The sequence below is a fragment of the Variovorax sp. 05N34 genome, from assembly GCF_056397405.1.
Genome location: NZ_JBFTNI010000004.1, coordinates 542,332 through 568,399 on the forward strand (window position 1 = coordinate 542,332; position 26,068 = coordinate 568,399).

The 26,068-nt window shown below is 64.6% G+C and carries 25 protein-coding genes and 1 riboswitch; of the genes, 19 read left to right on the plus strand and 6 right to left on the minus strand.

What is annotated here, in order from left to right; genetic code table 11:
• Positions 1–208 precede the first annotated feature (208 nt).
• Positions 209–1,606 (plus strand): class II fumarate hydratase, encoded by a 1,398-nt coding sequence (fumC, locus tag AC1DMA_RS14460; RefSeq protein ID WP_478123489.1) that lies wholly within the window; start codon positions 209–211, stop codon positions 1,604–1,606.
• Between the two features lie 49 nt (positions 1,607–1,655).
• Here fumC and AC1DMA_RS14465 read toward each other — a convergent pair whose 3' ends face one another.
• Positions 1,656–2,276 (minus strand): YqhA family protein, encoded by a 621-nt coding sequence (locus AC1DMA_RS14465; protein WP_478123488.1) that lies wholly within the window; start codon positions 2,274–2,276, stop codon positions 1,656–1,658.
• Between the two features lie 199 nt (positions 2,277–2,475).
• Between AC1DMA_RS14465 and acs the strand changes: the two genes are divergently transcribed.
• Both acs and AC1DMA_RS14475 read left to right on the plus strand, forming a co-directional pair.
• Positions 2,476–4,470: an acetate--CoA ligase gene (acs, locus tag AC1DMA_RS14470; RefSeq protein ID WP_478123487.1), complete on the plus strand. Its 1,995-nt coding sequence runs from the start codon at positions 2,476–2,478 to the stop codon at positions 4,468–4,470.
• Positions 4,471–4,523: 53 nt separating this feature from the next.
• Positions 4,524–5,030, plus strand: a complete 507-nt coding sequence (locus AC1DMA_RS14475) for a LapA family protein (RefSeq protein WP_478123486.1) — start codon at positions 4,524–4,526, stop codon at positions 5,028–5,030.
• 21 nt (positions 5,031–5,051) lie between these two features.
• Here AC1DMA_RS14475 and AC1DMA_RS14480 read toward each other — a convergent pair whose 3' ends face one another.
• Entirely contained in the window at positions 5,052–5,357 is a 306-nt protein-coding gene (locus AC1DMA_RS14480) for a c-type cytochrome (RefSeq protein ID WP_478123485.1), read from the minus strand.
• Between the two features lie 103 nt (positions 5,358–5,460).
• Between AC1DMA_RS14480 and AC1DMA_RS14485 the strand changes: the two genes are divergently transcribed.
• Positions 5,461–5,697, plus strand: a complete 237-nt coding sequence (locus AC1DMA_RS14485; protein WP_478123975.1) for a TIGR04438 family Trp-rich protein — start codon at positions 5,461–5,463, stop codon at positions 5,695–5,697.
• A gap of 148 nt (positions 5,698–5,845) precedes the next feature.
• Here AC1DMA_RS14485 and ilvD read toward each other — a convergent pair whose 3' ends face one another.
• The gene (ilvD, locus tag AC1DMA_RS14490) at positions 5,846–7,540 is read right to left on the minus strand and encodes a dihydroxy-acid dehydratase (RefSeq protein ID WP_478123484.1); all 1,695 of its coding nucleotides are present in this window, start codon (positions 7,538–7,540) and stop codon (positions 5,846–5,848) included.
• A gap of 96 nt (positions 7,541–7,636) precedes the next feature.
• Between ilvD and AC1DMA_RS14495 the strand changes: the two genes are divergently transcribed.
• The 7 genes from AC1DMA_RS14495 to AC1DMA_RS14525 all read left to right on the plus strand — a co-directional run bounded on the left by AC1DMA_RS14495 (position 7,637) and on the right by AC1DMA_RS14525 (position 16,604).
• Positions 7,637–8,581, plus strand: a complete 945-nt coding sequence (locus AC1DMA_RS14495; RefSeq protein ID WP_478144614.1) for a LysR family transcriptional regulator — start codon at positions 7,637–7,639, stop codon at positions 8,579–8,581.
• A 16-nt stretch (positions 8,582–8,597) separates the two neighbouring features.
• Positions 8,598–9,425 (plus strand): prolipoprotein diacylglyceryl transferase, encoded by an 828-nt coding sequence (gene lgt, locus AC1DMA_RS14500; RefSeq protein WP_478123482.1) that lies wholly within the window; start codon positions 8,598–8,600, stop codon positions 9,423–9,425.
• Positions 9,426–9,620: 195 nt separating this feature from the next.
• Positions 9,621–11,483 (plus strand): serine/threonine protein kinase, encoded by a 1,863-nt coding sequence (locus AC1DMA_RS14505; protein WP_478144615.1) that lies wholly within the window; start codon positions 9,621–9,623, stop codon positions 11,481–11,483.
• Positions 11,483–12,667, plus strand: coding sequence for an OmpA family protein (locus tag AC1DMA_RS14510; RefSeq protein WP_478144616.1), 1,185 nt, complete (start codon positions 11,483–11,485; stop codon positions 12,665–12,667). Before AC1DMA_RS14505 ends, AC1DMA_RS14510 begins: the two co-directional genes overlap by 1 nt.
• Before the next feature lie 118 nt (positions 12,668–12,785).
• Positions 12,786–14,216 carry a malonyl-CoA decarboxylase gene (locus AC1DMA_RS14515; RefSeq protein WP_478123479.1) on the plus strand — a complete coding sequence of 477 codons (1,431 nt, stop codon included), beginning with the start codon at positions 12,786–12,788 and terminating at the stop codon, positions 14,214–14,216.
• A gap of 38 nt (positions 14,217–14,254) precedes the next feature.
• Positions 14,255–15,040: an enoyl-CoA hydratase/isomerase family protein gene (locus tag AC1DMA_RS14520; RefSeq protein ID WP_478144617.1), complete on the plus strand. Its 786-nt coding sequence runs from the start codon at positions 14,255–14,257 to the stop codon at positions 15,038–15,040.
• 7 nt (positions 15,041–15,047) lie between these two features.
• Positions 15,048–16,604 carry a malonate--CoA ligase gene (locus AC1DMA_RS14525; RefSeq protein WP_478144618.1) on the plus strand — a complete coding sequence of 519 codons (1,557 nt, stop codon included), beginning with the start codon at positions 15,048–15,050 and terminating at the stop codon, positions 16,602–16,604.
• 41 nt (positions 16,605–16,645) lie between these two features.
• On the opposite strand, the gene AC1DMA_RS14530 is transcribed toward AC1DMA_RS14525, so the two are convergent.
• The 3 genes from AC1DMA_RS14530 to AC1DMA_RS14540 form a co-directional block, all read right to left on the minus strand.
• Positions 16,646–17,071, minus strand: coding sequence for a universal stress protein (locus tag AC1DMA_RS14530; protein WP_478123476.1), 426 nt, complete (start codon positions 17,069–17,071; stop codon positions 16,646–16,648).
• 346 nt (positions 17,072–17,417) lie between these two features.
• Complete coding sequence (locus AC1DMA_RS14535) at positions 17,418–17,756, minus strand: cell division protein ZapA (RefSeq protein WP_478123475.1); 339 nt, start codon at positions 17,754–17,756, stop codon at positions 17,418–17,420.
• Positions 17,756–17,980: a DUF904 domain-containing protein gene (locus AC1DMA_RS14540; protein ID WP_478123474.1), complete on the minus strand. Its 225-nt coding sequence runs from the start codon at positions 17,978–17,980 to the stop codon at positions 17,756–17,758. Before AC1DMA_RS14540 ends, AC1DMA_RS14535 begins: the two co-directional genes overlap by 1 nt.
• A gap of 35 nt (positions 17,981–18,015) precedes the next feature.
• Positions 18,016–18,255: riboswitch (cobalamin riboswitch) on the plus strand.
• A gap of 182 nt (positions 18,256–18,437) precedes the next feature.
• Here AC1DMA_RS14540 and AC1DMA_RS14545 point away from each other — a divergent pair.
• From AC1DMA_RS14545 to AC1DMA_RS14580, 8 genes are read left to right on the plus strand one after another with little or no spacing between them, the layout of a single operon-like run.
• Positions 18,438–20,219, plus strand: coding sequence for a TonB-dependent receptor domain-containing protein (locus AC1DMA_RS14545; RefSeq protein ID WP_478144619.1), 1,782 nt, complete (start codon positions 18,438–18,440; stop codon positions 20,217–20,219).
• Positions 20,216–20,788: a bifunctional adenosylcobinamide kinase/adenosylcobinamide-phosphate guanylyltransferase gene (locus AC1DMA_RS14550; protein WP_478144620.1), complete on the plus strand. Its 573-nt coding sequence runs from the start codon at positions 20,216–20,218 to the stop codon at positions 20,786–20,788. The genes AC1DMA_RS14545 and AC1DMA_RS14550 overlap by 4 nt, the downstream gene beginning before the upstream one ends.
• 8 nt (positions 20,789–20,796) lie before the next feature.
• A complete protein-coding gene (locus tag AC1DMA_RS14555) occupies positions 20,797–21,648 on the plus strand; it encodes an ABC transporter substrate-binding protein (protein WP_478144621.1) in 852 nt (283 codons plus the stop codon).
• A gap of 16 nt (positions 21,649–21,664) precedes the next feature.
• Positions 21,665–22,669: a FecCD family ABC transporter permease gene (locus AC1DMA_RS14560; protein ID WP_478144622.1), complete on the plus strand. Its 1,005-nt coding sequence runs from the start codon at positions 21,665–21,667 to the stop codon at positions 22,667–22,669.
• Positions 22,669–23,457, plus strand: coding sequence for an ABC transporter ATP-binding protein (locus AC1DMA_RS14565; protein WP_478123469.1), 789 nt, complete (start codon positions 22,669–22,671; stop codon positions 23,455–23,457). Before AC1DMA_RS14560 ends, AC1DMA_RS14565 begins: the two co-directional genes overlap by 1 nt.
• Before the next feature lie 17 nt (positions 23,458–23,474).
• Positions 23,475–24,044, plus strand: coding sequence for a cob(I)yrinic acid a,c-diamide adenosyltransferase (cobO, locus tag AC1DMA_RS14570; protein ID WP_478144623.1), 570 nt, complete (start codon positions 23,475–23,477; stop codon positions 24,042–24,044).
• A 19-nt stretch (positions 24,045–24,063) separates the two neighbouring features.
• Positions 24,064–25,008: an adenosylcobinamide-phosphate synthase CbiB gene (cbiB, locus tag AC1DMA_RS14575; protein WP_478144624.1), complete on the plus strand. Its 945-nt coding sequence runs from the start codon at positions 24,064–24,066 to the stop codon at positions 25,006–25,008.
• Entirely contained in the window at positions 25,005–25,994 is a 990-nt protein-coding gene (locus tag AC1DMA_RS14580) for an aminotransferase class I/II-fold pyridoxal phosphate-dependent enzyme (RefSeq protein WP_478144625.1), read from the plus strand. The genes cbiB and AC1DMA_RS14580 overlap by 4 nt, the downstream gene beginning before the upstream one ends.
• The last annotated feature ends 74 nt before the right edge of the window (positions 25,995–26,068 follow it).

Sequence of the window (26,068 nt, forward strand, 5' to 3'; positions counted from 1 at the left end):
GAAAATGATCCGCGAGTAGTGGAGGGGACGATCGACATGACTCGTCGATCGATTGAAGGGTTAAGACTATAACCGCATCGAATAAGCGCTGCCGCGCTTGCCGCCAATTGCCCGCACGGTGCGAGTCATTTGCGCTGCGGCCATACTTGACGAATCACTCCGAAGTCCCGCCGGGGGCTTCGCCATCCTTTCGAACATGGAGCCCCGAATGACCTCACCCCCCCAGACACGCGTCGAACGCGACACCTTTGGCCCGATCGAGGTGCCAGCCGGCAAGCTGTGGGGGGCGCAGACCCAGCGTTCGCTGCAGAACTTCGACATTTCCGGGGAGCAGCAGCCGCGCGAAATCATCCGGGCCCTTGCTCAAGTCAAGCGCTCTTCGGCCGTGGTGAACCATGCGCTCGGACTGCAGGACGAGAAGAAGACCCAAGCCATCGTGGCCGCGGCCGATGAAGTCATCGAAGGCAAGCACGCCGGCGAATTTCCGCTCGTGGTCTGGCAAACCGGCTCCGGCACCCAGACCAACATGAACGTGAACGAGGTACTGGCAAATCGCGCGAGCGAACTGCTCGGCGGCGAACGAGGCGAAGGGCGGATGGTGCACCCTAACGACGATGTGAACCGGAGCCAATCGTCCAACGATGTGTTTCCGACCGCCATGCATGTGGCGGCGGTAGAGGCGATCACGCACAAGCTGTTGCCGGCCATCGCGAAGCTGCGCGCGACGCTCGACAAGAAATCCAGGGATTTTGCGGAGATCGTGAAGATCGGCCGCACTCATTTGCAGGACGCGACCCCGCTCACGCTGGGCCAGGAGTTTTCGGGCTACGCCGCGCAGCTTGCCCATGGCGCCGCGCATGTTCGCGCCGCGCTGCCGCACCTGTGCGAACTTGCGCTTGGCGGAACGGCGGTCGGCACCGGCCTCAACGCGCCCAAAGGCTACGCCGAGCAGGTCGCAGCCGAGCTGGCAAGGCTCACCGGGCTGCCCTTTGTGACGGCTCCGAACAAGTTCGAGGCCATGGCGTCCGTCGATGCGCTGGTGCATGCGCATGGCGCGCTGAAGACCCTTGCCGCCAGCATGAACAAGATCGCCAACGATGTTCGCTGGCTCGCGAGCGGCCCTCGCAGCGGCATCGGCGAGCTGAGCATCCCTGAAAACGAACCCGGCTCGTCCATCATGCCGGGCAAGGTCAACCCCACGCAGAGTGAAGCTGTCACAATGCTTGCCGCACAGGTGTTCGGCAATGACGTCGCAATCAACATCGGCGGCGCGTCAGGCAACTTTGAACTGAACGTTTTCCGCCCGATGGTGGCGCACAATTTCCTGCAGAGCGTTCGGCTGTTGGCCGACGGCATGGTGAGCTTCAACGATCATTGCGCCGTCGGCATCGAGCCGAACCGCGAGCGCATCACCGAATTGGTTCAACGCTCATTGATGCTCGTGACCGCGCTCAACACCCACATCGGCTACGACAAGGCCGCCTTCATCGCGAAGAAGGCGCACAAGGAAGGCTCCAGCCTGCGCGAAGCGGCGATTGCCTCGGGGCACTTGACGGCGGAACAGTTCGACCAGTGGGTGGTGCCTGAGCAGATGACCGGAAGGTGACGGCCAGTGTTCTGCTGTCCTGCTGTTCAGCTTCGCCGGAGCGGCGCCGTCAGTGGTCGTCGCCCGATGGCGGCCGCATCATCAGCCGGTCGGTCACGGCGATAGCCATGGCTGAAAGCAGGAAGGTGATATGAATCGCGGTCTGGGCTATCAGCACGCGGTCGGTGTAGTTGTCCGCGTTGATGAAGGTCTTCAGCAGATGGATCGAGCTGATGCCGATGATCGCCGTCGCCAGCTTGACCTTCAGCACCGACGCATTGACGTGGCTCAGCCATTCCGGCTGGTCGCGATGGCCTTCGAGGTTCATGCGGCTCACGAAGGTCTCGTAGCCCCCGACGATGACCATGATCAGGAGGTTCGAGATCATCACGACGTCGATCAACGCCAGCACGACCAGCATGATGACCGTCTCGTTGAGCGATGTGACGGGCGCGCTGGTCTTGTAGCCGATGCTGTTGATCAGTGCCTCGAGCGCGTCTGTGCTGCCGAAGGCGGCCTGCACGAGGTGCGACAACTCGACCAGGAAATGCACCACATACACCGCCTGTGCGACTATCAGCCCCAGGTAGAGCGGAAGCTGGAGCCACCGGCTCGCAAAGATGATGTTTGGCAGCGGGCGAAGCGGCGAGGTCCTGCCTGCGGCCGGGGGGAACTGGTCGGTGTTTGACATCGGTTGCGTTCGGTTGGCTTCGTTAACGACTGCAAAACGCGCGATTCTAGGGGGCGATGCAGCCGTCCTGGCGGCGATTCCTCCGCCGGCCTGTGGCATCTGCCGTCAGTCATCCGTAAGTGCGCGGGCAGACATTCGAAACTTGATGACCGGAGCAGGTCGCAACAGCAGTCGGTAAGTCGGTAAAGGAGACAAAGAGATGAGCAGCGCTTCCACGATCGAATCCGTCCTGGTAGAAAACAGGGTGTTTCCGCCTGACGCCCGCGCCAGCAAAGGCGCGCGCATCGGCAGCATGGCCGCCTATGACGCACTGTGCAAAGAAGCCGCCGACGACTTCGATGGCTTTTGGGCTCGGCAGGCGAAGGCCAACGTGGTTTGGACCAAGCCCTTCACGCGTACGCTGGACGAGTCGAACGCGCCTTTCTACAAGTGGTTCGAAGACGGCGAACTCAACGCGTCGGCCAACTGCCTCGACAAGCACATTGGCACGCCCGTCGAGAACAAGACCGCCATCGTGTTCGAAGCCGACGACGGCGCGGTCACCAAGATCACCTACAAGGAGCTGCTGGCGCGTGTGTCGCAGTTTGCCAATGCGCTGAAGGCGCAGGGCATCACGAAGGGCGACCGCGTCATCATCTACATGCCGATGACCATCGAGGGTGTGATCGCCATGCAGGCCTGCGCCCGCATCGGCGCCACGCACAGCGTCGTCTTCGGCGGCTTCTCGGCCAAGGCGCTCCAGGAGCGCATCATCGATGCCGGCGCGGTGGCAGTGATCACAGCCAACTTCCAATTGCGCGGCGGCAAGGAACTTCCGCTGAAGGCCATCGTTGACGACGGCATTGCGTTGGGCGGCTGCGAGTCGATCAAGACCGTGCTGGTCTTCCAGCGCACCGCGAGCCCCTGCAACATGGTGGCCGGGCGCGACAAGACTTTCGACGAGGCGCTCAAGGGTCAGAGCACCGAATGTCCGCCGGTTCCGGTCGGTGCCGAGCATCCCCTGTTCATCCTCTACACCTCGGGTTCGACGGGCAAGCCCAAGGGCGTGCAGCACGCGACGGGTGGCTATCTGCTGTGGGCCAAGCTCACGATGGACTGGACCTTCGACATCCGTCCCGAGGACGTCTTCTGGTGCACCGCCGACATCGGATGGATCACCGGGCACACCTATGTCGCCTACGGGCCGCTCGCCGCGGGCGCAACACAGGTGGTGTTCGAAGGCATCCCGACCTTTCCGCACGCGGGCCGGTTCTGGCAGATGATCGAGAAGCACAAGGTGTCGATCTTCTACACGGCGCCCACGGCGATCCGGTCGCTCATCAAGGCAGCCGAGAGCGACGAAAAGGTGCACCCGAAGAATTGGGATCTTTCGTCATTGCGCATTCTTGGTACGGTGGGCGAACCCATCAATCCGGAAGCCTGGATGTGGTACTACCGCAATGTCGGCGGGGAGCAATGCCCGGTCATCGACACCTTTTGGCAGACAGAGACAGGCGGCCACGTCATCACGCCGCTGCCAGGGGCGACGCCACTGGTGCCGGGTTCGTGCACGTTGCCGTTGCCAGGCATCATGGCGGCGATCGTCGACGAGACCGGCAAGGACATCCCGAACGGCGGCGGCGGCATGCTGGTCATCAAGCGCCCCTGGCCATCGATGATCCGCACGATCTGGAATGACCCCGAGCGCTTCAAGAAAAGCTACTTTCCCGAAGAGATGGGCGGCACCATCTACCTGGCCGGCGACGGCGCCGTGCGCAGCACCGACCGCGCCTATTTCCGGATCACCGGGCGCATCGACGACGTGCTCAACGTGTCCGGCCATCGGCTTGGCACGATGGAGATCGAATCGGCTTTGGTCGCCAAGACAGATCTGGTGGCCGAGGCCGCCGTGGTTGGCCGGCCCGACGACCTGACGGGCGAGGCGGTGTGCGCCTTCGTCGTGCTCAAGCGCGGCCGTCCCAGCCCTGAAGAAGCCAAGCAGATCGCGGCGGACTTGCGCAACTGGGTGGCAAAAGAAATCGGCCCGATTGCCAAGCCCAAGGACATCCGCTTCGGCGAGAACCTTCCGAAGACGCGCAGCGGCAAGATCATGCGGCGCCTGCTGCGCAGCATTGCGAAAGGCGAGGCGATCACGCAGGACACATCGACGTTGGAAAACCCCGCCATCCTCGAGCAGTTGGGGCAAGCCTATTGACTCCGCCGCGCATGCGGTACAAACGACCTCTCCAATCACAACGGGAGTAGGTCATGGGAGTCAGAACAGGTGTATTGCTGGTAGTCGTGCTGCTGATCGCAGCGCTGGCTGCATTCAACTGGGGCATCGTCGTCTCCCCGACGACGATGTCCATCGGCTTCATGCAGGTCACGGCGCCTTTCGGGCTGATCATGCTGGGGCTGACGGCGCTGTTGGGCGTTTTCTTCGTGGTGTATGTGGTCTACCTGCAAAGCTCGATCCTGATCGAGACGCGGCGGCATACCAAGGAAATGCAGATGCAGCGCGACCTCGCGGACAAGGCGGAGGCATCGCGCTTCACCGAGCTGCGCAATTTCCTCGAGGCGCAAGAAAACGCGCACATGACACGCAATGCCGAACGGCACGCCGCCTTGCTCGCGCGGGTCGAGCAGCTCGAAACGGCAATCAAGACGCGATCCGACCAGACGGACAACACGCTGGCGGCTCACATCGGCCAGCTGGAAGATCGCTTCGATCGCCGAAGCGGAGCTTCCGCAGCCGGCATGCCGCCAGCCGTCTGAGTTCTAACGGCTGAAGGGTGCTTACTTGGTCGTCAGGATCCAGGCGGCCAGCTTCTTCGCATCCGCTTCGCTGACCTGATTGTTCGCGGGCATGGGCACCGGGCCCCAGACGCCCGAGCCGCCCTTGATGATCTTGCTCGCGAGCAGGTCGACGGCGTCCTTGTTGTCCTTGTACTTGACCGCGATGTCCTGGAACGAAGGGCCCAGCACCTTGCGATCGACGGCATGGCAACTCATGCAGTTCTTCGATGTGGCCAGAGCCAGGTCCGCCAGGGCGGGGGCCGCACAGCCAAGGCTGAGCACGGTGACGACGAGCGCTTTTTTCATGGGGTCCAATCGCATCGGTGCGTTAAAGTCGATCCAGCGCGATTGTAGGGAGAGCGAAGACGCTCTTCACCCCCGCGCCATGACAACGACGGAGGAGTTCGCGATGTGGTTCCTGATGCTGGGCGTGCTGGGTGTGGCGCTCAAATGGCTCGAGGTCGGCTTTGTGGCGGCCCTGAGTTGGTGGATCGTGTTGATCCCTTTCGCGCTTGCGGTCGCGTGGTGGGCTTGGGCTGATGCCTCCGGCTATACCAAGCGCAAGGTGATCGAAAAGGAAAACGCGCGCAAGCAGGAGCGCATCGATCGGCAGCGCAGTCGGCTCGGCATGTTGAAAAAGAAATAGCTCGCCCCCAGGCTCGCGCACTTCGTGTCGCTCTCCACCCCCTGACCGGGGGCAACACCAGCGGCCCGGCGAAGCCGGTTCCGCGGTGTTTCTGGAAGGGCAGGGTGGCGGGGCGGTTTTGGGCCGACGGGGCTTCCTTTTTCCCTTTTTAGAACTTGTCGAGGACGGCGCCGGAGCTGGCGCTGGAGGCGTTGAAGGCGAACTTGGCTTGGACGCCGCGGGTGTAGCGGGGGGCGGGCGCTTTCCAGCCTTCGCGGCGCTTGGCGATTTCGGACTCGGGGACGTTGAGGTCGAGCTTGAGTTGGTGCGCGTCGATGGTGATCGAATCGCCCTCTTTGACGAAGGCGATGGTGCCGCCCGCGGCTGCTTCGGGGGCTACGTGGCCTACGACCATGCCCCAGGTGCCGCCGGAGAAACGGCCGTCAGTGATCAGGCCCACGCTTTCACCAAGGCCGGCGCCGATCAAGGCGCCGGTGGGGGCGAGCATCTCGGGCATGCCGGGGCCACCCTTGGGGCCCAGGTAGCGGAGGACCATGACGTCGCCGGCCTTGATCTTGCCGTCGAGAATGGCTTGCAGGGCTGACTGTTCGTCATCGAACACTCTTGCAGGCCCGGTGATGACGGGGTTCTTCAGGCCAGTGATCTTTGCGACTGCGCCTTCGGGCGAAAGGTTGCCCTTCAAAATCGCCAGGTGCCCTTCGGCATACATTGGATTGTCGATGGGGCGAATCACGTCCTGGTCGGCGCGTGGCTGGTCGGGCACGTCCTTCAGCACTTCGGCAATGGTCTGGCCGGTGATGGTGATGCAGTCGCCGTGCAGCAGGCCGGCGTTCAGGAGAACCTTCATCACCTGCGGGATGCCGCCGGCCTGATGCAGGTCGACGGCGAGGTACTTGCCACTGGGCTTGAGGTCGCAGATCACTGGGACCTTCTTGCGCATGCGCTCGAAATCGTCGATGGACCATTTCACATCCGCAGCGTGCGCGATGGCGAGGAAGTGCAGCACCGCATTCGTCGAACCGCCCGTTGCCATGATGACTGCAACGGCGTTCTCGATGGCCTTCTTGGTCACGATGTCGCGCGGCTTGATGTCCTTCTTGATGGCTTCGATGAGCACCTTGGCCGATTCCTTGGCCGAGTTCTCCTTTTCGTCGTGCGGATTGGCCATGGTCGACGAATACGGCAGCGACATGCCCAGCGCCTCGAACGCGCTCGACATGGTGTTGGCGGTGTACATGCCGCCGCACGAGCCGGTGCCGGGAATGGCGCGCATCTCGATTTGCTTGAGGTCCTCGTCGCTCATGTTGCCGGCCGCGTTCTGGCCGACCGCCTCGAACACGCTGACGATGTTCAGGTCCTGGCCCTTGTAGCGGCCCGGCAGGATCGTGCCGCCGTAGACATAGATCGCCGGCACGTTGGCGCGCAGCATGCCCATCATGCCGCCGGGCATGTTCTTGTCGCAGCCGCCGACCACGAGCACGCCGTCCATCCACTGGCCGCCCACGCACGTTTCGATGCAGTCCGAGATGACTTCGCGGCTCACCAGCGAGTACTTCATGCCTTCGGTGCCCATGGCCATGCCGTCGGAGATGGTGGGCGTGCCGAACACCTGCGCGTTGCCGCCCGCTTCCTCGATGCCGGCGATGGCCGCGTCGGCCAGCTTCTGCAGGCCCGAGTTGCACGGCGTGATGGTGCTGTGGCCGTTGGCAACACCGACCATCGGCTTCTTGAAATCGCCTTCTTCGTAGCCCATGGCGTAGAACATCGACCGGTTGGGCGCGCGGCTCTTGCCTTCGACGATGTTGGCGCTGCGGCGGTTGATCTGGATCGGTTTGGTGTCCATCGTGTCTCTCGTGCTCGGAATCGGGGAGGTCAAGTATCGGACGATTAATTGATTGGTTCCAATCCATTTTTTGTGTCCGATTGATATGCTGTGCATATGAATGATGCGTCGATCGACCTGCGAGTCTGGCGGCAGTTCCTCGCCGTCGCGGAGGAACTGCACTTTGGCCGCGCCGCCGTGCGCCTGCACATGACCCAGCCGCCCGTCACGCAGGCGATCGCGCTGCTCGAGAAGTCGCTGGGCGTGGTGCTTTTCGATCGGACGCGGCGCCGCGTGGCGCTCACGCCGGCCGGCGAGGCGTTGCTGCCCGACGTGCGGGACTTGCTGGCCCGCGCGCAGGCGTTGCCCGGGCGCGCCCGGGCGGCCGCGGCGGGGGAAGTCGGACGGGTGCGATTGGCCTTTGTATCGACCATCGGATTCGAGCGGCTGCCGCTGTGGGTGAAGGAGTTTCGGGTGCGGTGCCCGCAGGTCGCCCTCGAACTGGTCGAGGCGACGGGCGACGTGCAACTGGAAGGCTTTTCCCGCGGAGAGATCGATGCCGGGCTGATGCTGCATTCGCCCGGTTTTGCGCCGCCTGGCCTGGAGCGGCTGACGATCTCGGAAGAGCCTTTGGTGCTGGCGCTGCCGGCCGGACATCCGCTGGCCAAGGTCGACAAACTGCCTCTGCAGGCGGCGCTCGCCGAGCCCGTGGTGATCTTTCCGCGCCGAATCGTGCCGTCGCTGCACGATGCGATCTTTGCGCTCTATCACGCCACTGGCCGCACACCGCAGATCGCTCAGGAAGCCATTCAGATGCAGACGATCGTCAACCTCGTCTGGGGCGGCCTGGGAGTCGCCTGGGTGCCGCGGAGCGTCATGCAGTTTCGGCGCACCGGAGTGGTGTACCGGACCGCGAGCGAATTCGAGCCTTCGGGCCGTCGCCGAAGCGCCGCGCCGCTTCCGAGTTGCGAAACCAGCCTGGTCTGGCCGGCCGACGCAGACAACCCCGCGCTGGCGCGCTTCGTCGACTTCATCCGCGCCCAAGGCGTGGCACCGCATTGAGGCGAGAATCGCGTCCATGTTGATGTATCCGCAGATCAATCCGATCGCGCTCCAGCTGGGGCCGATCGCGATTCACTGGTATGGGCTGACCTACCTGGCCGCTTTCGCGCTGTTCTACTTCCTGGGCACGCGCCGGCTGCGGCACGAGCCTTACCGTTCCATCACCGGACCGGGCGCGTGGTCGCGCAAGGACCTCGAAGACATCCTCTTCCTCGGTGTAATGGGCGTAATCGTCGGGGGTCGCCTGGGCTACTGCTTTTTCTACAAGCCTGGTTTCTATCTCACCCATCCGCTGGAGATTTTCTTCGTCTGGCAGGGTGGCATGAGCTTTCATGGCGGGCTGCTGGGCGTGATTGCCTCGATGGTGTGGTTCTCGCACTCGCGGGCGCGACCGTTCTGGCAGGTCATGGATTTCGTTGCGCCTTGCGTGCCGACCGGGCTCGCGGCCGGCCGGGTCGGCAACTTCATCAACGGCGAACTCTGGGGGCGTTTTTCGAGCCCCGATCTTCCGTGGGGCATGGTCTTTCCCCAGAGCGGCTCGATGCTTCCGCGCCATCCGTCGCAGGTCTACCAGTTCCTGCTCGAAGGCTTGCTGCTCTTCGCGTTGCTTTGGCTCTACGCCCGCAAGGAGCGCCGCGAACGCCGCGTCTCGGCAGTGTTCCTGGTCGGATACGGGCTCATGCGCTTCATCGCCGAATACTTCCGCGAACCCGATGACTTCCTCGGTTTGCTGGCGCTCAACATGAGCATGGGGCAGTGGCTTTGCGTCCCGATGATCGTCTTCGGAATCTGGCTCTACGTGAGCGCGCCCGCGCAGCGCCGCGCTGCGACCGCGACGGCATAAGGGGATTAGCGGCTGCGCCTGACCCCTACAGCGTATGGTCAGCCTTGAGCACAGGCTGGACGGAGCGTCCTTTCGGCTAGTGCTTCTGGTGAATGCGCCGCGGTGTCGTGCGCTGTAGAGTGGGTGCTCACGACAGGGGATTCGACGTCATGTCAATGCTGGTTTGTATCGTGCGCAGCACGCAATGAGCTCGCGATGGCACTCGACCTGCATACAGTGCCTGGCTCGGTCACCGGCCGCGATGCGGAAGCGGCATCGGCGCTGGAGTGGAGCGACGCCGACAGATCCACCGCGCACACGCTGCCCGAAGGCCTGCGGCTCCTCGACTACGAAATCGTCGGCCCGATCGGCGAGGGCGGCTTCGGCATCGTGTACCTCGCTTGGGATCACGCGCTCGAACAGCACGTCGCGATCAAGGAATACCTGCCGGCCATCCTCGCTTCGCGCGCCAGCGTATCGCCGGCAGTGGTCGTCAAGTCGCAGCGGCACAGGGAAGGTTTTCGCCTTGGGCTGCGCAGCTTCCTGAACGAGGCGCGAATCCTCGCGCGCTTCGATCATCCGTCGCTGGTCCGGGTGCTGCACTTCTGGGAAGGCAACGGCACCGCTTACATGGCGATGCCTTACTACGACGGCCCGACGCTCGCCCACGCGCTCGAGGATCTGGGGCGTCCACCGAACGAAGCGGAGCTTTGCGGCTGGCTGCGCCCCTTGCTCGACGCGCTCGGCACCATGCATGCGGCGAGCTGCTTTCACCGCGATGTCTCTCCGGACAACATCCTCCTGACCCAGAGCGGCCCGGTGCTGCTGGACTTCGGCGCAGCGCGGCGCGTCATCGACGGCATGACCTCGTCGCCGACCGTCGTCTTCAAGCCTGGGTTCGCGCCGATCGAGCAGTACGGCGAAGTGGCTTCGATGAAGCAGGGCGCGTGGACCGACCTGTATGCGGTGGCGGGTGTGGTCCATGCCGCCATTACCGGCCATCCGCCGACGCCGTCGATCGAACGCTTGATGAACGACCAGTTGAAGCCGCTCACGCAGGTGGCGCGGGGCCGCTACAGCGAACCTTTCCTCGCAGCGGTCGATGCCGCGTTGGCGCTGCATCCGCGGAACAGGCCGCAGAGTGCGGCCGAATTCTGGACGATGCTGAGTTGCGGCGAGCAATTGCAGGACCTGGAACTCGCGCGCGCGGTGCGGCGGGGCGATGTCTCGTCGGGGAGGCAGTCTCCCGGCGATGCAAGTCTGGATGAAGAGCTTTCACTACCGCCGGATCTGGTGCGAGAAAGCGAAACGCCAATATCAACGCCAGATCCAGCACCAACGTCAAGGCCAACGACGTCGGCGCCGGCAGAACGGGCACTCAGTGCAGCCTTGCATTGGGCCGGGCCCGTCAAGCGCTGGAACCGCGCGCCCGTTTCGAATTGGCCGCCGTTGCGCGAGGCGCCGAGTCCGGGCGGGCAACCGGGCAGCCGATGGAAAACTTATGCGCTGGCTGCTTCAGTCGTGCTGTTGGGTGCTGCGGCGTACGGCTACTACCGCTTCAATGATCGTCACGGGGCGGCATCGTCGCAGCCTCCGGAGACCACCTTGGCACCCCAGAAGGCTTCGGCGCCCCCGTCAATTGCGCCAGCCGCACCCGTCGCCCCAGTTGAACCGGATGCACCGGCTGCACCGGCAGTGAAGCCCGTCGCTCCGACGGTTGCACCCCCTCTGCCGACGCCCCAGCCGCAGCTTTCCGTTTCCAGCGCCGAAGATGAGAAATCAACAGAGGCGATGCCGGCGAAAAGCCCGTCGGCTGAGGCCATCGAACCTGCGGCATCGGCGAAAGCCGCGCCCGCGCGCAAAACCGCATGGCGTTCGCGCAGCGACGCCCAGAAGACCGTGCGTCGCGAGCCGCGCAATGTCGAGTCCGAAGCCTCGTTTCCGGCCCGGGTGGTCCAGCCTGCGTCGCCGCTGGAGGCCGCACAAATCCATTCCAGCTGCACCGATCTGCTTCAGCGAGCATCGCTCGGTCCGCTGGCGCCAGGCGAAGCCGCGCTCTTGAGAAAGGGATGTGAATGATGACCTCCACGACCTTCTCGCGTTGGGCGCAAGCCCTGTTCCTGTCGGCTGTTGCCGCACTGGCGGCCGGTTGCGCCACGGCCCCAGGTTCGTCCAATGCAGAGCTTCCGTTCGACCAGGCCGTCGCCGCGGCCACCGATGGGCTTGCCAGCCAGACGCAGGGCTTTCTGGCTTCGATCAGCGGCAAGCGTGGCGTGGTGGTCGACCCGATGATCGACGCCGGCAGCGCCCAGCAGACGGTGGCAACGCAGATGCTGCAGGAGCGCGTGGCCGACCGGATGACTTCGAAAGCCGACTCGCTGGAGATCATGCCGTTTCAGGGGGCGAGCATGGGCAAGGCCCGCTACCTGCTGACGGGCACGATGACCCGCCTGGCTGTCGACAAGCCGCAAGGACCGATCCGGATCGACCTGGCGCTGACCGAGCTTGCCAGTGGCAACGTGGTCGCGCAGTCGTCCGCGGTGACGCGCGACGAGGGTCTCGACCACACGCCGCTGCCGTACTACAGGGACACGCCGATGGCGGTCAAGGACCGTGTGATCGAAGGCTATATCCGCACCACCGCCACGCCGCCTGGCCAGCGCGCCGACGCGTACTACTTCGAACGCATCGCGGTGGCGCCGGCCATCAAGGATGCGACCAGCGCCTACAACGCGCAGCGCTACCAGGATGCTTATGCGCAATACAGCGCCGCCAGCGGCTCGCCCGTCGGCGATCAGCTGAGGGTGCTCAACGGCATGTACCTGAGCTCGGCCAAGCTGGGCCGCACCGCGCAGGCGCAGGACGCATTCGGCAAGCTCGTGGCCTACGGCATCGCGAACCAGCAGCTCGGCGTGAAGTTCCTGTTCAACCCGAACAGCACCGTGTTCTGGTCGGAGACGCAGATCAGCGGTCCGTATCCGATGTGGTTGCATGAAATCGCCAAGGCGAGCGCCGATGCAAAGGTGTGCCTGGACATCATCGGCCACACCAGCCATACCGGGCCTGTGGCCTACAACGACGTGCTTTCGATGCAGCGCGCACGCTACGTGCAGCAGCGCCTGGTCGACGAATCCACTTCGCTGAGCGAGCGCACCACGCCCAGCGGCCGGGGATTCCGCGAGAACATCATCGGAAGCGGCACCGACGACGCCGTCGATGCGCTGGACCGCCGAGTCGAATTCAAGATCGTCAATTGCAGCTGATCCGGCGACGAGCACGCGGGTAATATTCCGGATTGCCGTCCGCCCGCCCCCTTTTCGCCCCGCGCCCCGGCGCGAGGCCGTGCGGGCCTTTGCGCTTCACAAAAGGCCAAGCTCATCCATGAATGCCAGCGACTGGATCACGCGCAGCGTTTCGCGCCTGCGGCCGACCCACACTGCCGAAGGCGGCAAGTCAGCGACTGCGCCCCGACCCCTTTCAGAGCGTCTGGAAGCCACGCTGCGCCGACCGGGCGAAGCACTCGCGCCGCGCGCCTTGCGGCGCGCGCTGGTGGAGTTGCAGGCGGTGGTCGACCCCAGCATCAGCGACGTCGAAGCCGGCCGCCGCGCACACGCCGTCGTGCAGTGGTATGCCGGGCGCGAACTCGACGAGCGGCGCGACATCTGGCTGCTGATGAGCGAGCGTTTCGCGCCCGACGTGCAAAAGCTCAGTAGCGCGCGCGACCTGCATGAGGCCGCGGTCGGCACGCCCGACGAAGGGCAGGCCGAGATCGACCTGCGCCGCGCGCTGGTTTCGCCGCGCGCACGCCTGCTGCAGCGATTCGCGATCGATCCGGACGGCATGCGCTTCCTGGTCGAGTTGCGCGCACAGCTTCTGCCGCACCTGAAGGGCGACCGCCGGCTGCTTCCGCTGGACGCCGAACTCGAACATCTGTTTTCGACCTGGTTCGACGTCGCTTTCCTCGATTTGCGGCGCATCAGCTGGGATTCACCGGCCTCACTGATCGAGAAACTGATCCAGTACGAAGCCGTGCACGACATCAAGAGCTGGGCCGACGTCAAGAACCGGCTCGACAGCGACCGCCGCTGCTACGGATTCTTTCATCCGCGGCTGCCCAACACACCGCTGATCTTCGTCGAGGTGGCACTGGTCGACCGCATCAGCGAAGGCATCGTTCCATTGCTGGACGAAGCGGCGGCGGTCGTCAAGCCGGACAAGGCGACGACGGCGATCTTCTATTCGATCAGCAATACGCAGACGGGCCTGCGCGGCGTGAGCTTCGGCGATTCGCTGATCAAGCGCGTGGTCGAAACCCTGCAGGACGAGCTTCCGCGTCTGAAGACCTTCGCAACCTTGTCGCCGATTCCCGGCTTTCGCGCCTGGCTCGGCAAGAACGCGGCGGCGATGGTGGAACGACTCGATGAAAAGCGCGCGACGGAACTGGGCCGCGTGGTCGGTTCGTTGCCGCCGACGGGGGAGCGGTTTCTCGCCGCCGCCGAAGACGCGGGGTCGCTGGATGCGAAGTCGCCGGTGCGGCAACTGCTGCTGCAATCGGCCGCGGAGTATCTCGGTCGAGCCACGGCGGACGGCAAGCCGATCGATCCGGTTGCGCGTTTTCATCTCGGGAACGGCGCGCGCGTCGAGAAACTCAACTGGGCCGGCGATCCATCCTCGAAGGGGCTGAAGCAGTCCTACGGTCTCATGGTCAATTACCTCTACGATCTCAAGCGGCTTGACAAGCATCGCGCACTGCTGGCGCAGGGCAAAGTGGCGGTGTCGGGCGAAGTCGACGATCTTTTTCTCAAGAGCTGAGCTCCATGCAGTCCGTTCAAAACAAGGAGACAAGCCGGATGGCAAGTTCGATCACGCTGCGCGGCGAGGGTCCGATCGCGGTCGTGACGCTGACGAACGCAGGACGCCTGAACGCCATGTCGCGAGCGATGTGGCGCGAACTGCGCGCCGTGTTCGAAGGATTGGCGCAAGACGCATCCTTGCGCTGCGTGATCGTGCGTGGGGAGGGCGGGGCCTTCTGCGCAGGGGGCGATATTTCCGAATACCCGTCGTTCCGCTTCGACGAAGGCAGCCTTCGCGAATTCCACGAGAACGAAGTCTGGGCTGCATTGGCGGCCATGCTCGCTTGCGAAGTGCCGCTCATCGCGCAGATCGAGGGTGCCTGCATGGGTGCGGGCGTCGAAATCGCAAGCTGCTGTGACATTCGGCTGGCTGGCGAATCCGCGAAGTTCGGCGCGCCGATTGCGAAGCTGGGTTTTCCGATGGCGCCGCGTGAGGCTGCGCTGGTCAGCGGCGCGCTCGGCGATGCGCTCGCGCGAGACATGCTGCTCGCGGCGAGCGTGCATGGCGCAAAACGCCTGTATGAGGCGGGGTTTCTTCTCAGCGTGGTGCCCGACGCGGAGTTGCCGGCGACAGCGCTCGCGCATGCGAAACGTGTCGCGGCTCTCGCGCCGGAAGCCGCCCGCCTCAACAAACGCACCTTGTCGGCGCTTCGGCGCTCCGCTGCCGTGGATGGGGAAGACCCGATGGCGCCGTTGGTGGCGGTCGCTTATGACTACGCCGACTCCGACGAACATCGCGAAGGCATTGCTGCCTTCCTTGCCAAACGCAGCCCCGCTTTTTGAACCCGCCATGACCGAAACGACGACAAACGCCAATCTCTACGCCGCATTGCGCGCCGCTTTTCCCTCCGATCTGGACAAGATCGCGGTTGAAACCGACGACGGCCTTTTCTATTCATGGCGCGATCTCGTGCGGGCAAGCGCGATGATTGCGAATCTGCTAGATTCGCTCAAGCTCGAGAAGGGCGCTCGCATCGCGGTACAGGTCGAAAAATCGGTCGAGGCCATGCTGCTCTATCTCGCGAGCCTGCGCGGGGGCTATGTCTTCGTGCCACTCAACACGGCCTATCGCGCTGCGGAGATCGAATATTTCATCGGCAACTCGGGGCCGGCAGTGGTCGTCTGCAGCAGCGCCAATGCGTCGTGGGTCGCGCCCATCGCAAAGAGGGCCGGCACGCGCCACGTCTTCACGCTCAACGACGACCGCACCGGCACGCTGCTCGAAAAAGCGGCGCAGTGCGGCGACCAGCACGCCGTGGCGCCAAAGAGCGCCGACGACATCGCGGCCATCATCTACACCAGCGGCACGACGGGCCGCAGCAAGGGCGCGATGCTTTCGCATGGCAACCTGCTGTCGAATGCGCAAGTGCTCAAGGACTACTGGGGCTGGCGGAGCTCGAGGCAGGGTGGCGACGTGCTCATCCACGCGCTGCCGATCTTTCACGTGCATGGGTTGTTCGTCGCCATTCACGGCGCGCTGATCAGCGGAAGCCAGATGATCTGGCTGAACCGCTTCGACGCGCAGCGGGTGGTGGCGCGCCTGCCCGATGCGACTGTGTTCATGGGCGTGCCCACGCTCTACGTGCGCATGCTGGCCGAGCCGGGCCTGACGCGCGACGCGTGCAGCAATATGCGTCTTTTCATTTCGGGATCGGCACCGCTGTTGATCGAGACCTTCAACGAATGGCGTGACCGGACCGATCACACGATTCTGGAGCGCTATGGAATGAGCGAGACGGTCATGCTCACCTCCAACCCTTACAGCGCGGTGCAAGGCGAGCGCCGAGGCGGGACGGTGGGCTTTCCGCTGCCCGGCGTCGCATTGCGCGTGCACGATGATCGTGGAGAGCCTTGCGCGACTGGCGAGATCGGCAACATCGAAGTGGACGGTCCCAATGTGTTTTCCGGCTATTGGCGCATGCCGGAGAAGACGAAGGAAGAGTTCACCGCCGATGGCTACTTCAAGACCGGTGACGTCGGCAAGATTGACGGCCTGGGCTACGTCACCATCGTGGGACGCAGCAAGGATCTGATCATCAGTGGGGGCTACAACGTCTACCCGGCGGAAGTCGAGGGCTACATCAACGAGATGCCAGGCGTCGCCGAAAGTGCCATCGTCGGCGTGCCGCATTCGGACTTCGGCGAGGTGGGCGTTGCGATCGTGATTCCGCGCCCGGGCGCTTCGGTCGACGGTGAACGCGTCATTGCCGAACTGAAAGCGAAGCTGGCCAATTTCAAAATTCCCAAGCGCTGCTTCGTGGTGCCCGAGCTGCCTCGCAACGCGATGGGCAAGGTGCAGAAGGCGCTGCTGCGCGAACAGCACAAGGACCTGTTCGGCAGCGCCTGAAGCCGTCGCGCTGGCTCGCGTTGAATCGCGGTAGCTTTCGCTTATTGCACCAGCAGCACCGAGACGTCAGTCTCCGACACCACCTTGGTCGCGACGGAACCCATGAGTGCGCGGCCCAGGATGCCGTGGCCATGCGTGCCCATCACGATCAGCTCGGCCCCCAAGCTGGTGGCCGCGTTGATGATCTCTTCCGCGGCATGGCCATGGCGCCGGTCGATCGTGTAGTTCGTGATGTTGTGTTCGGCGAGCTGTGCTTCGAGCGGCTCGACCACCTTCGCGGTTTCTTCGGCGTAGTAGTCGGAGATCACGCCCTTGCTGAGATGCCGCGCCACGTGTCCGGGCACACCGACGCAGACGTGCACCATGACGAGCTCGTTGCCTTCGACGAACATGCCGCGATGCCGGGCCAGGTAGTCGATGGCCTTCCTGGTGTGCGAACTGCCGTCGACGGCGATCAGGATTTTCATGCTGTTCCTTTGGTTGTGAGCTCTACACGCGACGGCCATCGATGGCGACGGCATGCGCTGCGTGCCGACTTTATACGGCACGTCGCGAACGACCAAAAAAAAGCCACGATCCCGAACAGGGCCGTGGCTTTCTCAAATGAGGTGTCTGCGAGTGAGGCCGGACTCGCATCCTGAACCGGGGTTCAGGTGGGCGAGGGCAGCAAGGCTTCGGGTTCATCTGACGCGAGATGATCACACCCGCCAAGCGATATACCAAGCCCTGCTCGGTAGAGCATTGGAACAAGGACATATAGAGCCCGACACGCACCGCAGACAAGGTGGATTTTACGCCTCTCGGGCGCTGTGGCTAGAGCAAATGTCCATCGCCCGCGAGGGCCTGATCGAGCCGCTGAATCAATTGCGCGGCACGGGCCTCGTCGGCAGGGTCGTCGGCTGCATCTCCCGCGACGGCGGGGGCGGGCGCCGGAGCCGTAGCTGGTTGTGCCTCTCGTTGCACGAGGTCGAACGCCAGATTGAGCGAAGCCAGCACGGCGATGCGGTCGCGGGCCTTGACCTTTCCTGCATCGCGAATCTTGCACATCGCGGCATCGACGCGTTCGACGGCTTCACGCAATTGCGCTTCGCCGCCTTCGGGGCAGCCGAGCAGATAACCCTGGCCCATGATCTGGACTTCGATTTGTTTCATCAACGTGAGCTTGCGTCTTGAGTGGGATCGGCCGGTAGCTGTTCGAGCAGCGCATCGAGCCGCGTGCGCGCGGCGGCAAGCCGCGATTTGAGCGCGTCGCGTTCGCGCGTGAGCGCGTCCACCTGGTCCTGAAGCAAAGCGTTGGTGCGCTGTACTTCTTCGTGGCGCACGAGCAGGCGTTCGACGCGCTCGGCGATCTGGTCAATACGGCTCGGTGCGGGCATGGGGTGCGATTGTAGTTTCCGGGGCAGGCGGACACCCTACAATTCCACGCGTTGGTGCTCGCTGCGTGGTTCACGCGCCGCAGTTCAACGGGAAGCAGGAGTCGAGGTCCCCCGGGACCGAGCCAGCCTGCGCTGCCCCCGCAACGGTCAAGCAGTCGGCGCCCATCGGGCGCCACCTTCGTCAATCAGCCACTGGGTGCCCTGAAACAGGCATCTGGGAAGGCGACGAGGGCCGTACTGCCAGCCCGGATACCGGCCAACGAGGCGGCTGCCGCATGCGCAAGCGTGCAGCAGCCATGACGTCCAAGCGTTGGCGGGGAAGCCGGCGAAGGACATTGATCTTTGTTGTCTCCTCATGAATCACTGCGTTTTTTCCGCGCCCGCCCAGAGGTGTGCTCGTCCGTGGCCGCTCGCGCGCCTTCGTTCGGTTTCCCTGGCTGTCGTCGCCTTGATGGGCATGACATCGACGGCCATGGCCCAGAGCGCCAATCCCACGCTCCCCGAAACCGTCGTGACAGCGACGCGCACGCCCACTCGCACCAACGATCTGGTGTCGGACACCGTCGTCATCGACCGCGCTCAAATCGAAGAACAGTCGAACCGCACGCTGCCCGAAATCCTCGCGCGAATTCCGGGCATTCAGATATCGTCGACCGGCAGCGGACCCGGCAAACAGACTGGCGTGCTCATCCGCGGGGCCGAGAGCCGTCACACCATCTTGCTGATCGATGGTGTGCGCTACGGCTCCGCGACGCTCGGAACACCGTCCTGGGACAACATCCCGGTCGAGATGATCGACCACATCGAAGTGGTGAAAGGCCCGGTTTCCGCGCTCTACGGCAGTGACGGGGTGGGCGGTGTGGTGCAGATCTTCACGCGCAAGGCCACTCGGGGCGAGGACCTGTTCGTCCCCCGCGTGTCTTCGACGATCGGCACGGACAGCTACAAGCAGATCGCCGGCGGCTTCAGCGGCGCGTCCGGGGCCGCGACCTACGCGCTCGATGTTCAGCGCACCTTGGTCAACAGCATTTCGGCGACGAACAGTCGCGTGCCGTTCAACAACTACAACCCCGACCGCGATCCCTTCAACCAGAGCGCCGCGAACGCATCGTTCGGCTATCAGTTCAACCCGGACTGGAAGTTCGATGCCGGCCTGCTGTATTCCGATGGCCTGAACCACTACGACGACGGCCTGGGCCGCGACACGCGCGGCGTGCAGCGCACGCAGAACGGCTACGCCGGCGTGCGCGGGGCTGTGACATCGAACTGGACCACGCAGCTGCGATACGGCCGCAGCGACGACGACACGCACGCCATCGTGGCTGCGCCGGGGAACGTTCCGGGTCTTTTCGAGACGACGCAAAACCAGTACCTGTGGCAGAACGACATCGTCACGCCCATCGGCACGGTGCTCGCGGGCTTCGAGCGCCTCGAACAAAAGGTGAACAGCGACACCCGCTATAGCGTGACCGAACGCGACATCGACTCGGTGTTTGTCGGCCTCAATGGCAACGCGGGCCCGCACAGTTGGCAGGTCAACGGGCGGCACGACAGCAACTCGCAGTTCGGCGACCATGACACGTGGTTCGCGGGCTACGGGTACCGCTTCACCGAGAACTGGCGCGTCAACGTCTCGCATGGCACCAGCTTCGTCGCGCCGTCTTTCAATCAGCTCTACTACCCGGCGTTCGGCAACCCCAACCTGAAGCCGGAAGAGGGCGAGAACACCGATCTCGGAGTCACGTGGACACAGGGCGCGCATACCGTGAAACTGGTGGCGTATCAGAATGACATCGATGGGTTCATCACAAACACCACGCTGCCCCAGAACATTCCCCGGGCACGCATACAGGGTGCGACGCTGAGCTACGATGGCCAATACGGCGACCTTGGATTGCATGCAAGCTACGACTCCCTCGATCCAAAAAACGAGATCTCCGGCAAACAACTGCCGCGCCGCGCGAAGGATGTTGCGACGCTTGGCGCTGACTACGCCGTCGGCCCGTGGAAGTTCGGCGGCTCGGCGCTCTACGTGGGCAAGCGCTATGACGATGCGGCCAACAAACTGGTGCTCAACGCCTACACGACGGTCGACCTCTATGCTGAATACCGCGTCTCGAAAAACTGGTCAGTGCAGGGACGCATCGTGAACGTCGGAGACGCAACCTACGAGACCGCCTATGGCTATAACCAGCCCGGGCGCGGCTTCTTCCTCACGGTGCGGTGGCAACCCAAGTGACCACGGCTTGCCGCGAACTGATCCTGGGCGGCCAGCGTAGCGGCAAGTCGCGCCGCGGCGAACAAGTCGCTGCGGCGTGGCTCTCTCGTTCGACGGCGCATCGCGCGGTTCTCGTTGCGACCGCACTGGCGCGCGACGAGGAAATGCGGGACCGCATTGCGCGGCATCGCAGCGATCGCGCAGTGCGCGTGCCGGCAATGATCACCATCGAGGAGCCATTCGCGCTTGCGGAGGCGATTCGGGAGCACAGCACGCCTGAGACCTTGGTGCTCGTCGATTGCCTCACGCTCTGGCTCACGAATCTGCTGATGCCGGCAGACGCTGTGGTCGGCCTCGATGAGGCTGCGGCGGAGCCTGCCAGTGCGGCGCTCGTGCGAGAAATCAGCGCGGCGCGAGGTCCGCTGGTGCTCATCGGCAATGAAATCGGCCTCGGGGTGATTCCGCTCGGACGCGACGTCCGCGCTTTTGTCGATGCACTCGGGCGCCTCAACCAGGAAGTCGCGGCGGCTTGCGATCGCGTCACGTTCATGGCGGCCGGGCTGCCGTTGACCTTGAAGGAGCCCGGGTGAATTGCCTCGTGAGACTGTCTATTGCCGCGTTCCTCGCCGTCTTTGTGGTGGCGGCGCAGGCTGTCATCGTGACGGACGAGCGAGGCGTGGGCGTCGACATCCCGAAGCCGCCACAACGCATCGTGACGCTGCTGCCATCATTGACCGAGTCCGTCTGCACGCTCGGCGCATGCGATCGACTGGTCGGCGTGGACCGCTATTCGAACTGGCCCGCATCCGTGCGGGTCCTGCCGCAGGTGGGCGGAGGCATCGATCCGAATGTCGAGGCCATCGTCGCGCTCAAGCCCGACGTCGTGCTGCTCGCAAAATCTTCGCGTGTGACCGAACGACTGGAAGCCTTGGGGCTCAAGGTGGTGGTGCTCGAACCCAAGAACCATGCCGATGTGCGGCGCGTGCTGGAGGCGCTTGCCCGATTGCTGGGCGCTGGCGATGCGCAACAGGTCTGGCGCACCATCGACGCCAGCGTCTCCGCGGCGGCGCAGTCGCTGCCGGAGAGCGTGAAGCACACGCGTGTGTACTTCGAAGTCAACAACGGGCCCTATGCGGCCGGCGAGTCTTCATTCATCGGCGAGACGCTCACGCGGCTCGGTGCAAGGAACATCGTCCCTGCATCGCTCGGTCCGTTTCCCAAGCTGAATCCGGAGTTCGTCGTGCGCGCCGATCCTGACCTCATCATGGTGGGCGAGCGCAGCGGGCAAGGCATGGAACAGCGGCCGGGCTGGGGCCACATCAAGGCCGTTCGCAGTGGGCGTATCTGCCGCTTCACCGCGGATGAATCGGACGTGCTGGTGCGGCCTGGACCGCGCATGGGCGAAGCTGCAAGGCTGATGGCGCAATGCCTGTTGGCGAAGGCGCCGTGATGCGCGCGGAGGGCCGATGAAAACCCAGCATCGCCGCGCGCTCGCGCTCGGCATCGCCTTGCTGGTCCTGGGCGCCGCCGTATTGATGCTCGGCGCGGGTGTCGGGAGCACGGGATTCGAAAGCGTCCTCAGGGCCTGGGGCGATCCGGTTGCGCTGCAGATCGTCTGGGACATCCGGCTTCCGCGAACCCTGGGTGCGTGGCTCGCGGGCGCGCTGCTCGGGTTCTCGGGCGCCGTGGCGCAAGGGCTCTTCCGAAATCCCCTGGCCGATCCCTACTTGCTGGGCAGCGCGTCCGGCGCATCGCTCGGCGTGGCGCTCGCGCTGTGGATGTTCGGTGCTTCGCCGACCAGCATGCAATGGGTGGCACGCCTCGGGGTGACGGGCGCTGCCTTCCTTGGCGCCGTCCTGGCGGTGATGTTCACGCTGGTGCTGGCGCGAGGCGTTCAGCAAACGCTCCGGCTCTTGCTCGCAGGGGTGATCGTCGGCGTGGTGCTCGGCGCGGTGAAAGACTTGATCACCATTGCATCGACCGATGTCCTGCAGGCGATCCAGGGCTTCATGCTCGGCAGCACCGGCCTGGTGGGCTGGAGTGCCTGCGCGGTGATGGGCGGCGTGGGGGTGATCTGCCTTCTGCTCGGATGGGCGCTCGCGCCCGTGCTCGATGGCCTGGCGCTTGGCGAGTCGACGGCGAGCAGTCTGGGGCTTCCGCTCGGAGCGATGCGAGCCGCACTCGTCGCCGTGCTGGCGCTGGCAACGGGTGCAGCTGTCGCGCAGACGGGGCTGATCGCTTTCGTCGGGCTGGCGGCGCCGCATCTGGTGCGCTCCGCGGTCAAGACGACGCATGCGCGGCTGATCCTGCTGTCGAGTGCGGTGGGCGGTCTGCTGCTGATGTCGGCCGATCTGCTCGCGCGCTGGCTGGTGGCGCCGCAGGAACTGCCCGTCGGTGTGCTGACGGCTGTGCTCGGCGGGAGCTATCTGCTCTGGCTCATGCATCGGCGGCGCGCGCGGGGGGGCATGTGATGGCGCAGGTCGCGATTGGCGAACCGGCGCTGGAGGCGCGGCATCTCAGTGCGGCGCTCGGCGGCACGGAGGTGTTGCACGGCATCGATCTCGCCCTGGCTCAGGCTCGATGGACGAGCATCGTCGGACCGAACGGTGCCGGAAAGTCGACCTTGCTCAAGGCCATTGCGGGGCTCTTGCCCTGCGAAGGCGAAGTGCGCTTGCTGGGTCAGCCGCTTTCGGCAGTCACCGGCCGCGCGCGCGCGCGGCGGATGTCCTGGCTCGGCCAGGGCGGTGCGGGCGAGGGCAGCGCGGACGATCTCATGGTGTTCGACGTCGCGATGCTGGGCCGCCTGCCGCATCAGCGATGGCTCGCGACTCCGAGCGAAGCCGATCGCGCAGCGGTCGAACACGCATTGCGCAGCACCCAGGCCTGGGAGTGGCGCGACAGGCCGCTCGGCCATCTGTCGGGCGGCGAACGCCAGCGGGTGTTGCTGGCGCGCGCGCTGGCGGTCGAGGCCGACGTGCTGCTGATGGACGAACCGCTCGCCAACCTCGATCCGCCGCACCAGGCGGACTGGATCCAGACCACCCGCAGTCTCGTCGCCAGTGGCCGAACCGTGATCAGCGTGCTGCACGAACTCAACGTCGCGCTGGCCGCCGACGACATGGTGCTCATGGCGCAAGGGCGGGTGATCCATCATGGGCGTTGCGGCGAGGCGGCCACGCATAGCGCACTGGAATCCGTATTCGATCGCCGTGTGGCCGTTCACAGTGTGGCGGGGCACTGGATGGTCATTCCCCGCTAGCAAACTTCCGAGAACTCATGCAAATCGAAACACCTCCCAGCGAAAAGCCGTACGAAAAACCCGAAGGCGAGCGCCGCGGCATCGTCATCGTCAACACCGGCGACGGCAAAGGCAAGAGCACTGCGGCTTTCGGCTTGGCGCTGCGGGCGCATGGCCGCGGCAAGGCGGTGAAGATCTTTCAGTTCATGAAGGTGCCCAGCGCGCGATTCGGCGAACACCGCATGTTCGAGCAGATCGGCATCCCGATCGAAGGTCTGGGCGACGGCTTCAGCTGGAAGAGCCAGGACCTGGAGCACTCCGCCCAGCTTGCGCGTGACGGATGGCAGAAGGCGAAGGCGGCCATCCTCTCCGGCGACTACTTTCTCGTGGTGCTCGACGAGATCACCTATCCGCTCATCTACGGCTGGTTGCCACTTGATGGCGTGCTCGAAACACTTCGTACGCGGCCCAAGGAAGTGCATGTGGTGCTGACTGGCCGGCGCTGTCCGCCGGAGATCATCGAACTGGCCGACACCGTGACCGACATGCAGATGGTCAAGCATGCGTTCAAAGCCGGCATTCCGGCGCAGCGAGGCATCGAGGACTGACGAGGGAAGAAGGCGCGGGATGTCGGCCTTGATCTCGATAGCGGCCCTCTGGCTTGCGCTCGCCATCGATCGCTGGCTCGGCGAGCCGGCTGCACGCTGGCATCCGGTGGTCTGGATGGGGCGCTATCTGGACGGCGCCGGAAAACGCATCGCGCCGATGGCTGGTACGCCCGAGCGCAAGTTCGCGGCATTTGCCGGAGGTGCGATCGGCTGGTGTGTGGGTGCCGCCCTGGCCCTGGCCGTCGCGTGCCTGTTGAATCGGATTGCGAGCAAGGTTCCAGTTTGGGCCGCAATATTGCTGATCGGAATTGCCCTGAAGCCGTTGCTTGCGTGGCGCATGCTGTGCGACGAAGTGCTGGCCGTCGAGGCCGCGCTCGGCACATCGCTTGAGGCGGGCCGCGTACAGCTTGCGAGACTGGTGAGCCGCGACGCGAGTGCATTGAGCGGCACCGAGGTTCGAGAAAGCGCCATCGAGTCCTTGGCGGAGAACCTCAACGATTCCGTGGTCGCGCCGCTCTTTTGGTTCGTGCTCTTCGGCCTGCCGGGCGCGGCGGTCTATCGCTTCGCCAACACTGCCGACGCGATGTGGGGCTATCGGGGTGATCGCGGCGGCCGGCAGTGGGAGTGGGCGGGCAAATGGGCAGCTCGCGCGGACGACGTTCTGTCTTGGATTCCTGCGCGACTCACGGCGATGCTGCTGTGGGGTCGGGTCGGCTTCTCGGCTTGCCGGCGAGAAGCGGCCAGGACCCCTTCGCCGAACAGTGGGTGGCCGATGGCGGCGATGGCGCTGCGGCTGGGCGTGCGGCTTGCCAAGCCGGACGTCTATGCACTCAACGCGGCGGGCCGGGAAGCAACTGCGAGCGACACCGTCGACGCCATCGCCTTGGCTTCGCGCGCAGTCGTGCTGGCTGCCGTATGCGCCACGGTCGTGGCGTGGGGCAGGGCGGCATGGAGCCAAGGATGAGCATGGTTGAAGCGATCGAGCCGTTGCATGGAGGCCCGGACGCGCGCGGCACGGTGCCGCATGATTTTTCGACCAACAGCAATGCTTGCGGACCCTGCCCGGAGGCACTGCTGGCGGTGCGACGGGCGGATGCCAGCCGCTATCCGGACCCGCTCTATGCGGCGCTGCGCGAACGACTGGCGCGCTTTCACGGCGTCGAGGCCGGGCGCATCGTGATTGCTGCGAGCGCGAGCGAGTTCATCGGCCGCATCACCGCGGCGGTGGCGCGTCGCGGCGGACGGTGCGTGCGCGTACCGGCGTATTGCTATGGCGACTATCTTCGTGCGGCGAGCGCATGGGGACTTGAAGCGGTCAAGGCCGATCGTGCAGACCTGGTCTGGTATTGCGATCCATCGAGCCCGCTGGGCCAGCCGTGCACTGAATTGGCTGAAGTCGTCGAAATGCCGACCTGCAACGCGGTCCGCGTGCTCGATCTCGCCTACGAACCGCTGCGGCTGGAGGGCGCGTTGTCGCTCACCGCCGAGGGGCTGGACGCGGTATGGCAACTATGGACGCCCAACAAGGCGTTCGGCCTGACCGGCATTCGCGCCGCCTACGCAATCGCGCCCGTCGTCGCGGACGAAATGGTTTTGGACATGAACCGGCTCGCGCCTTCATGGCCGCTGGGTTCGCACGGCATTGCGTTGCTTGAGTGCTGGACCAGCGACACGGCGCAGCATTGGCTCAACGAGAGCCGGACCACGCTGCGGATGTGGAAGTCAGCGCAAATTGCCCTGTGCGAATCGCTCGATTGGCATTGCCTCCCCGGCGTCGCCAACTATTTTTGTGCGCAGCCAAATATCCCGTATTCGATGGATCGGGTTGAAGCGCTCAGAGCGGTGGGCATCAAGCTCCGGGACACGGCTTCGTTCGGCTTGCCCGGACATGTGAGGCTCGGCGTCCTGCCTCCGGCCAGCCAGGAGGCGCTGCGCCGCGCCTGGTGTTGATTGGGCGGCGCCGGGCCACGGCGACGGTACGGACCTACCTGCGACGCATCTTCGACAAGCTGGGCATTGAAAGA

Bases quoted from the DNA above. Each gene is read 5' to 3' on its own strand.
- AC1DMA_RS14580 (WP_478144625.1), top strand. From the start codon at position 25,005: ATGAGCATGGTTGAAGCGATCGAGCCGTTGCATGGAGGCCCGGACGCG.
- ilvD (WP_478123484.1), bottom strand. From the start codon at position 7,540: ATGGACACCAAACCGATCCAGATCAACCGCCGCAGCGCCAACATCGTC.
- fumC (WP_478123489.1), top strand. From the start codon at position 209: ATGACCTCACCCCCCCAGACACGCGTCGAACGCGACACCTTTGGCCCG.
- cobO (WP_478144623.1), top strand. From the start codon at position 23,475: ATGCAAATCGAAACACCTCCCAGCGAAAAGCCGTACGAAAAACCCGAA.
- AC1DMA_RS14535 (WP_478123475.1), bottom strand. From the start codon at position 17,756: ATGAAACAAATCGAAGTCCAGATCATGGGCCAGGGTTATCTGCTCGGC.
- AC1DMA_RS14485 (WP_478123975.1), top strand. From the start codon at position 5,461: ATGTGGTTCCTGATGCTGGGCGTGCTGGGTGTGGCGCTCAAATGGCTC.
- AC1DMA_RS14545 (WP_478144619.1), top strand. From the start codon at position 18,438: ATGACATCGACGGCCATGGCCCAGAGCGCCAATCCCACGCTCCCCGAA.
- acs (WP_478123487.1), top strand. From the start codon at position 2,476: ATGAGCAGCGCTTCCACGATCGAATCCGTCCTGGTAGAAAACAGGGTG.
- AC1DMA_RS14475 (WP_478123486.1), top strand. From the start codon at position 4,524: ATGGGAGTCAGAACAGGTGTATTGCTGGTAGTCGTGCTGCTGATCGCA.
- AC1DMA_RS14465 (WP_478123488.1), bottom strand. From the start codon at position 2,276: ATGTCAAACACCGACCAGTTCCCCCCGGCCGCAGGCAGGACCTCGCCG.
- AC1DMA_RS14520 (WP_478144617.1), top strand. From the start codon at position 14,255: ATGGCAAGTTCGATCACGCTGCGCGGCGAGGGTCCGATCGCGGTCGTG.
- lgt (WP_478123482.1), top strand. From the start codon at position 8,598: ATGTTGATGTATCCGCAGATCAATCCGATCGCGCTCCAGCTGGGGCCG.
- AC1DMA_RS14560 (WP_478144622.1), top strand. From the start codon at position 21,665: ATGAAAACCCAGCATCGCCGCGCGCTCGCGCTCGGCATCGCCTTGCTG.
- cbiB (WP_478144624.1), top strand. From the start codon at position 24,064: ATGTCGGCCTTGATCTCGATAGCGGCCCTCTGGCTTGCGCTCGCCATC.
- AC1DMA_RS14480 (WP_478123485.1), bottom strand. From the start codon at position 5,357: ATGAAAAAAGCGCTCGTCGTCACCGTGCTCAGCCTTGGCTGTGCGGCC.
- AC1DMA_RS14540 (WP_478123474.1), bottom strand. From the start codon at position 17,980: ATGCCCGCACCGAGCCGTATTGACCAGATCGCCGAGCGCGTCGAACGC.
- AC1DMA_RS14510 (WP_478144616.1), top strand. From the start codon at position 11,483: ATGACCTCCACGACCTTCTCGCGTTGGGCGCAAGCCCTGTTCCTGTCG.
- AC1DMA_RS14530 (WP_478123476.1), bottom strand. From the start codon at position 17,071: ATGAAAATCCTGATCGCCGTCGACGGCAGTTCGCACACCAGGAAGGCC.
- AC1DMA_RS14565 (WP_478123469.1), top strand. From the start codon at position 22,669: ATGGCGCAGGTCGCGATTGGCGAACCGGCGCTGGAGGCGCGGCATCTC.
- AC1DMA_RS14505 (WP_478144615.1), top strand. From the start codon at position 9,621: ATGGCACTCGACCTGCATACAGTGCCTGGCTCGGTCACCGGCCGCGAT.
- AC1DMA_RS14525 (WP_478144618.1), top strand. From the start codon at position 15,048: ATGACCGAAACGACGACAAACGCCAATCTCTACGCCGCATTGCGCGCC.
- AC1DMA_RS14495 (WP_478144614.1), top strand. From the start codon at position 7,637: ATGAATGATGCGTCGATCGACCTGCGAGTCTGGCGGCAGTTCCTCGCC.
- AC1DMA_RS14515 (WP_478123479.1), top strand. From the start codon at position 12,786: ATGAATGCCAGCGACTGGATCACGCGCAGCGTTTCGCGCCTGCGGCCG.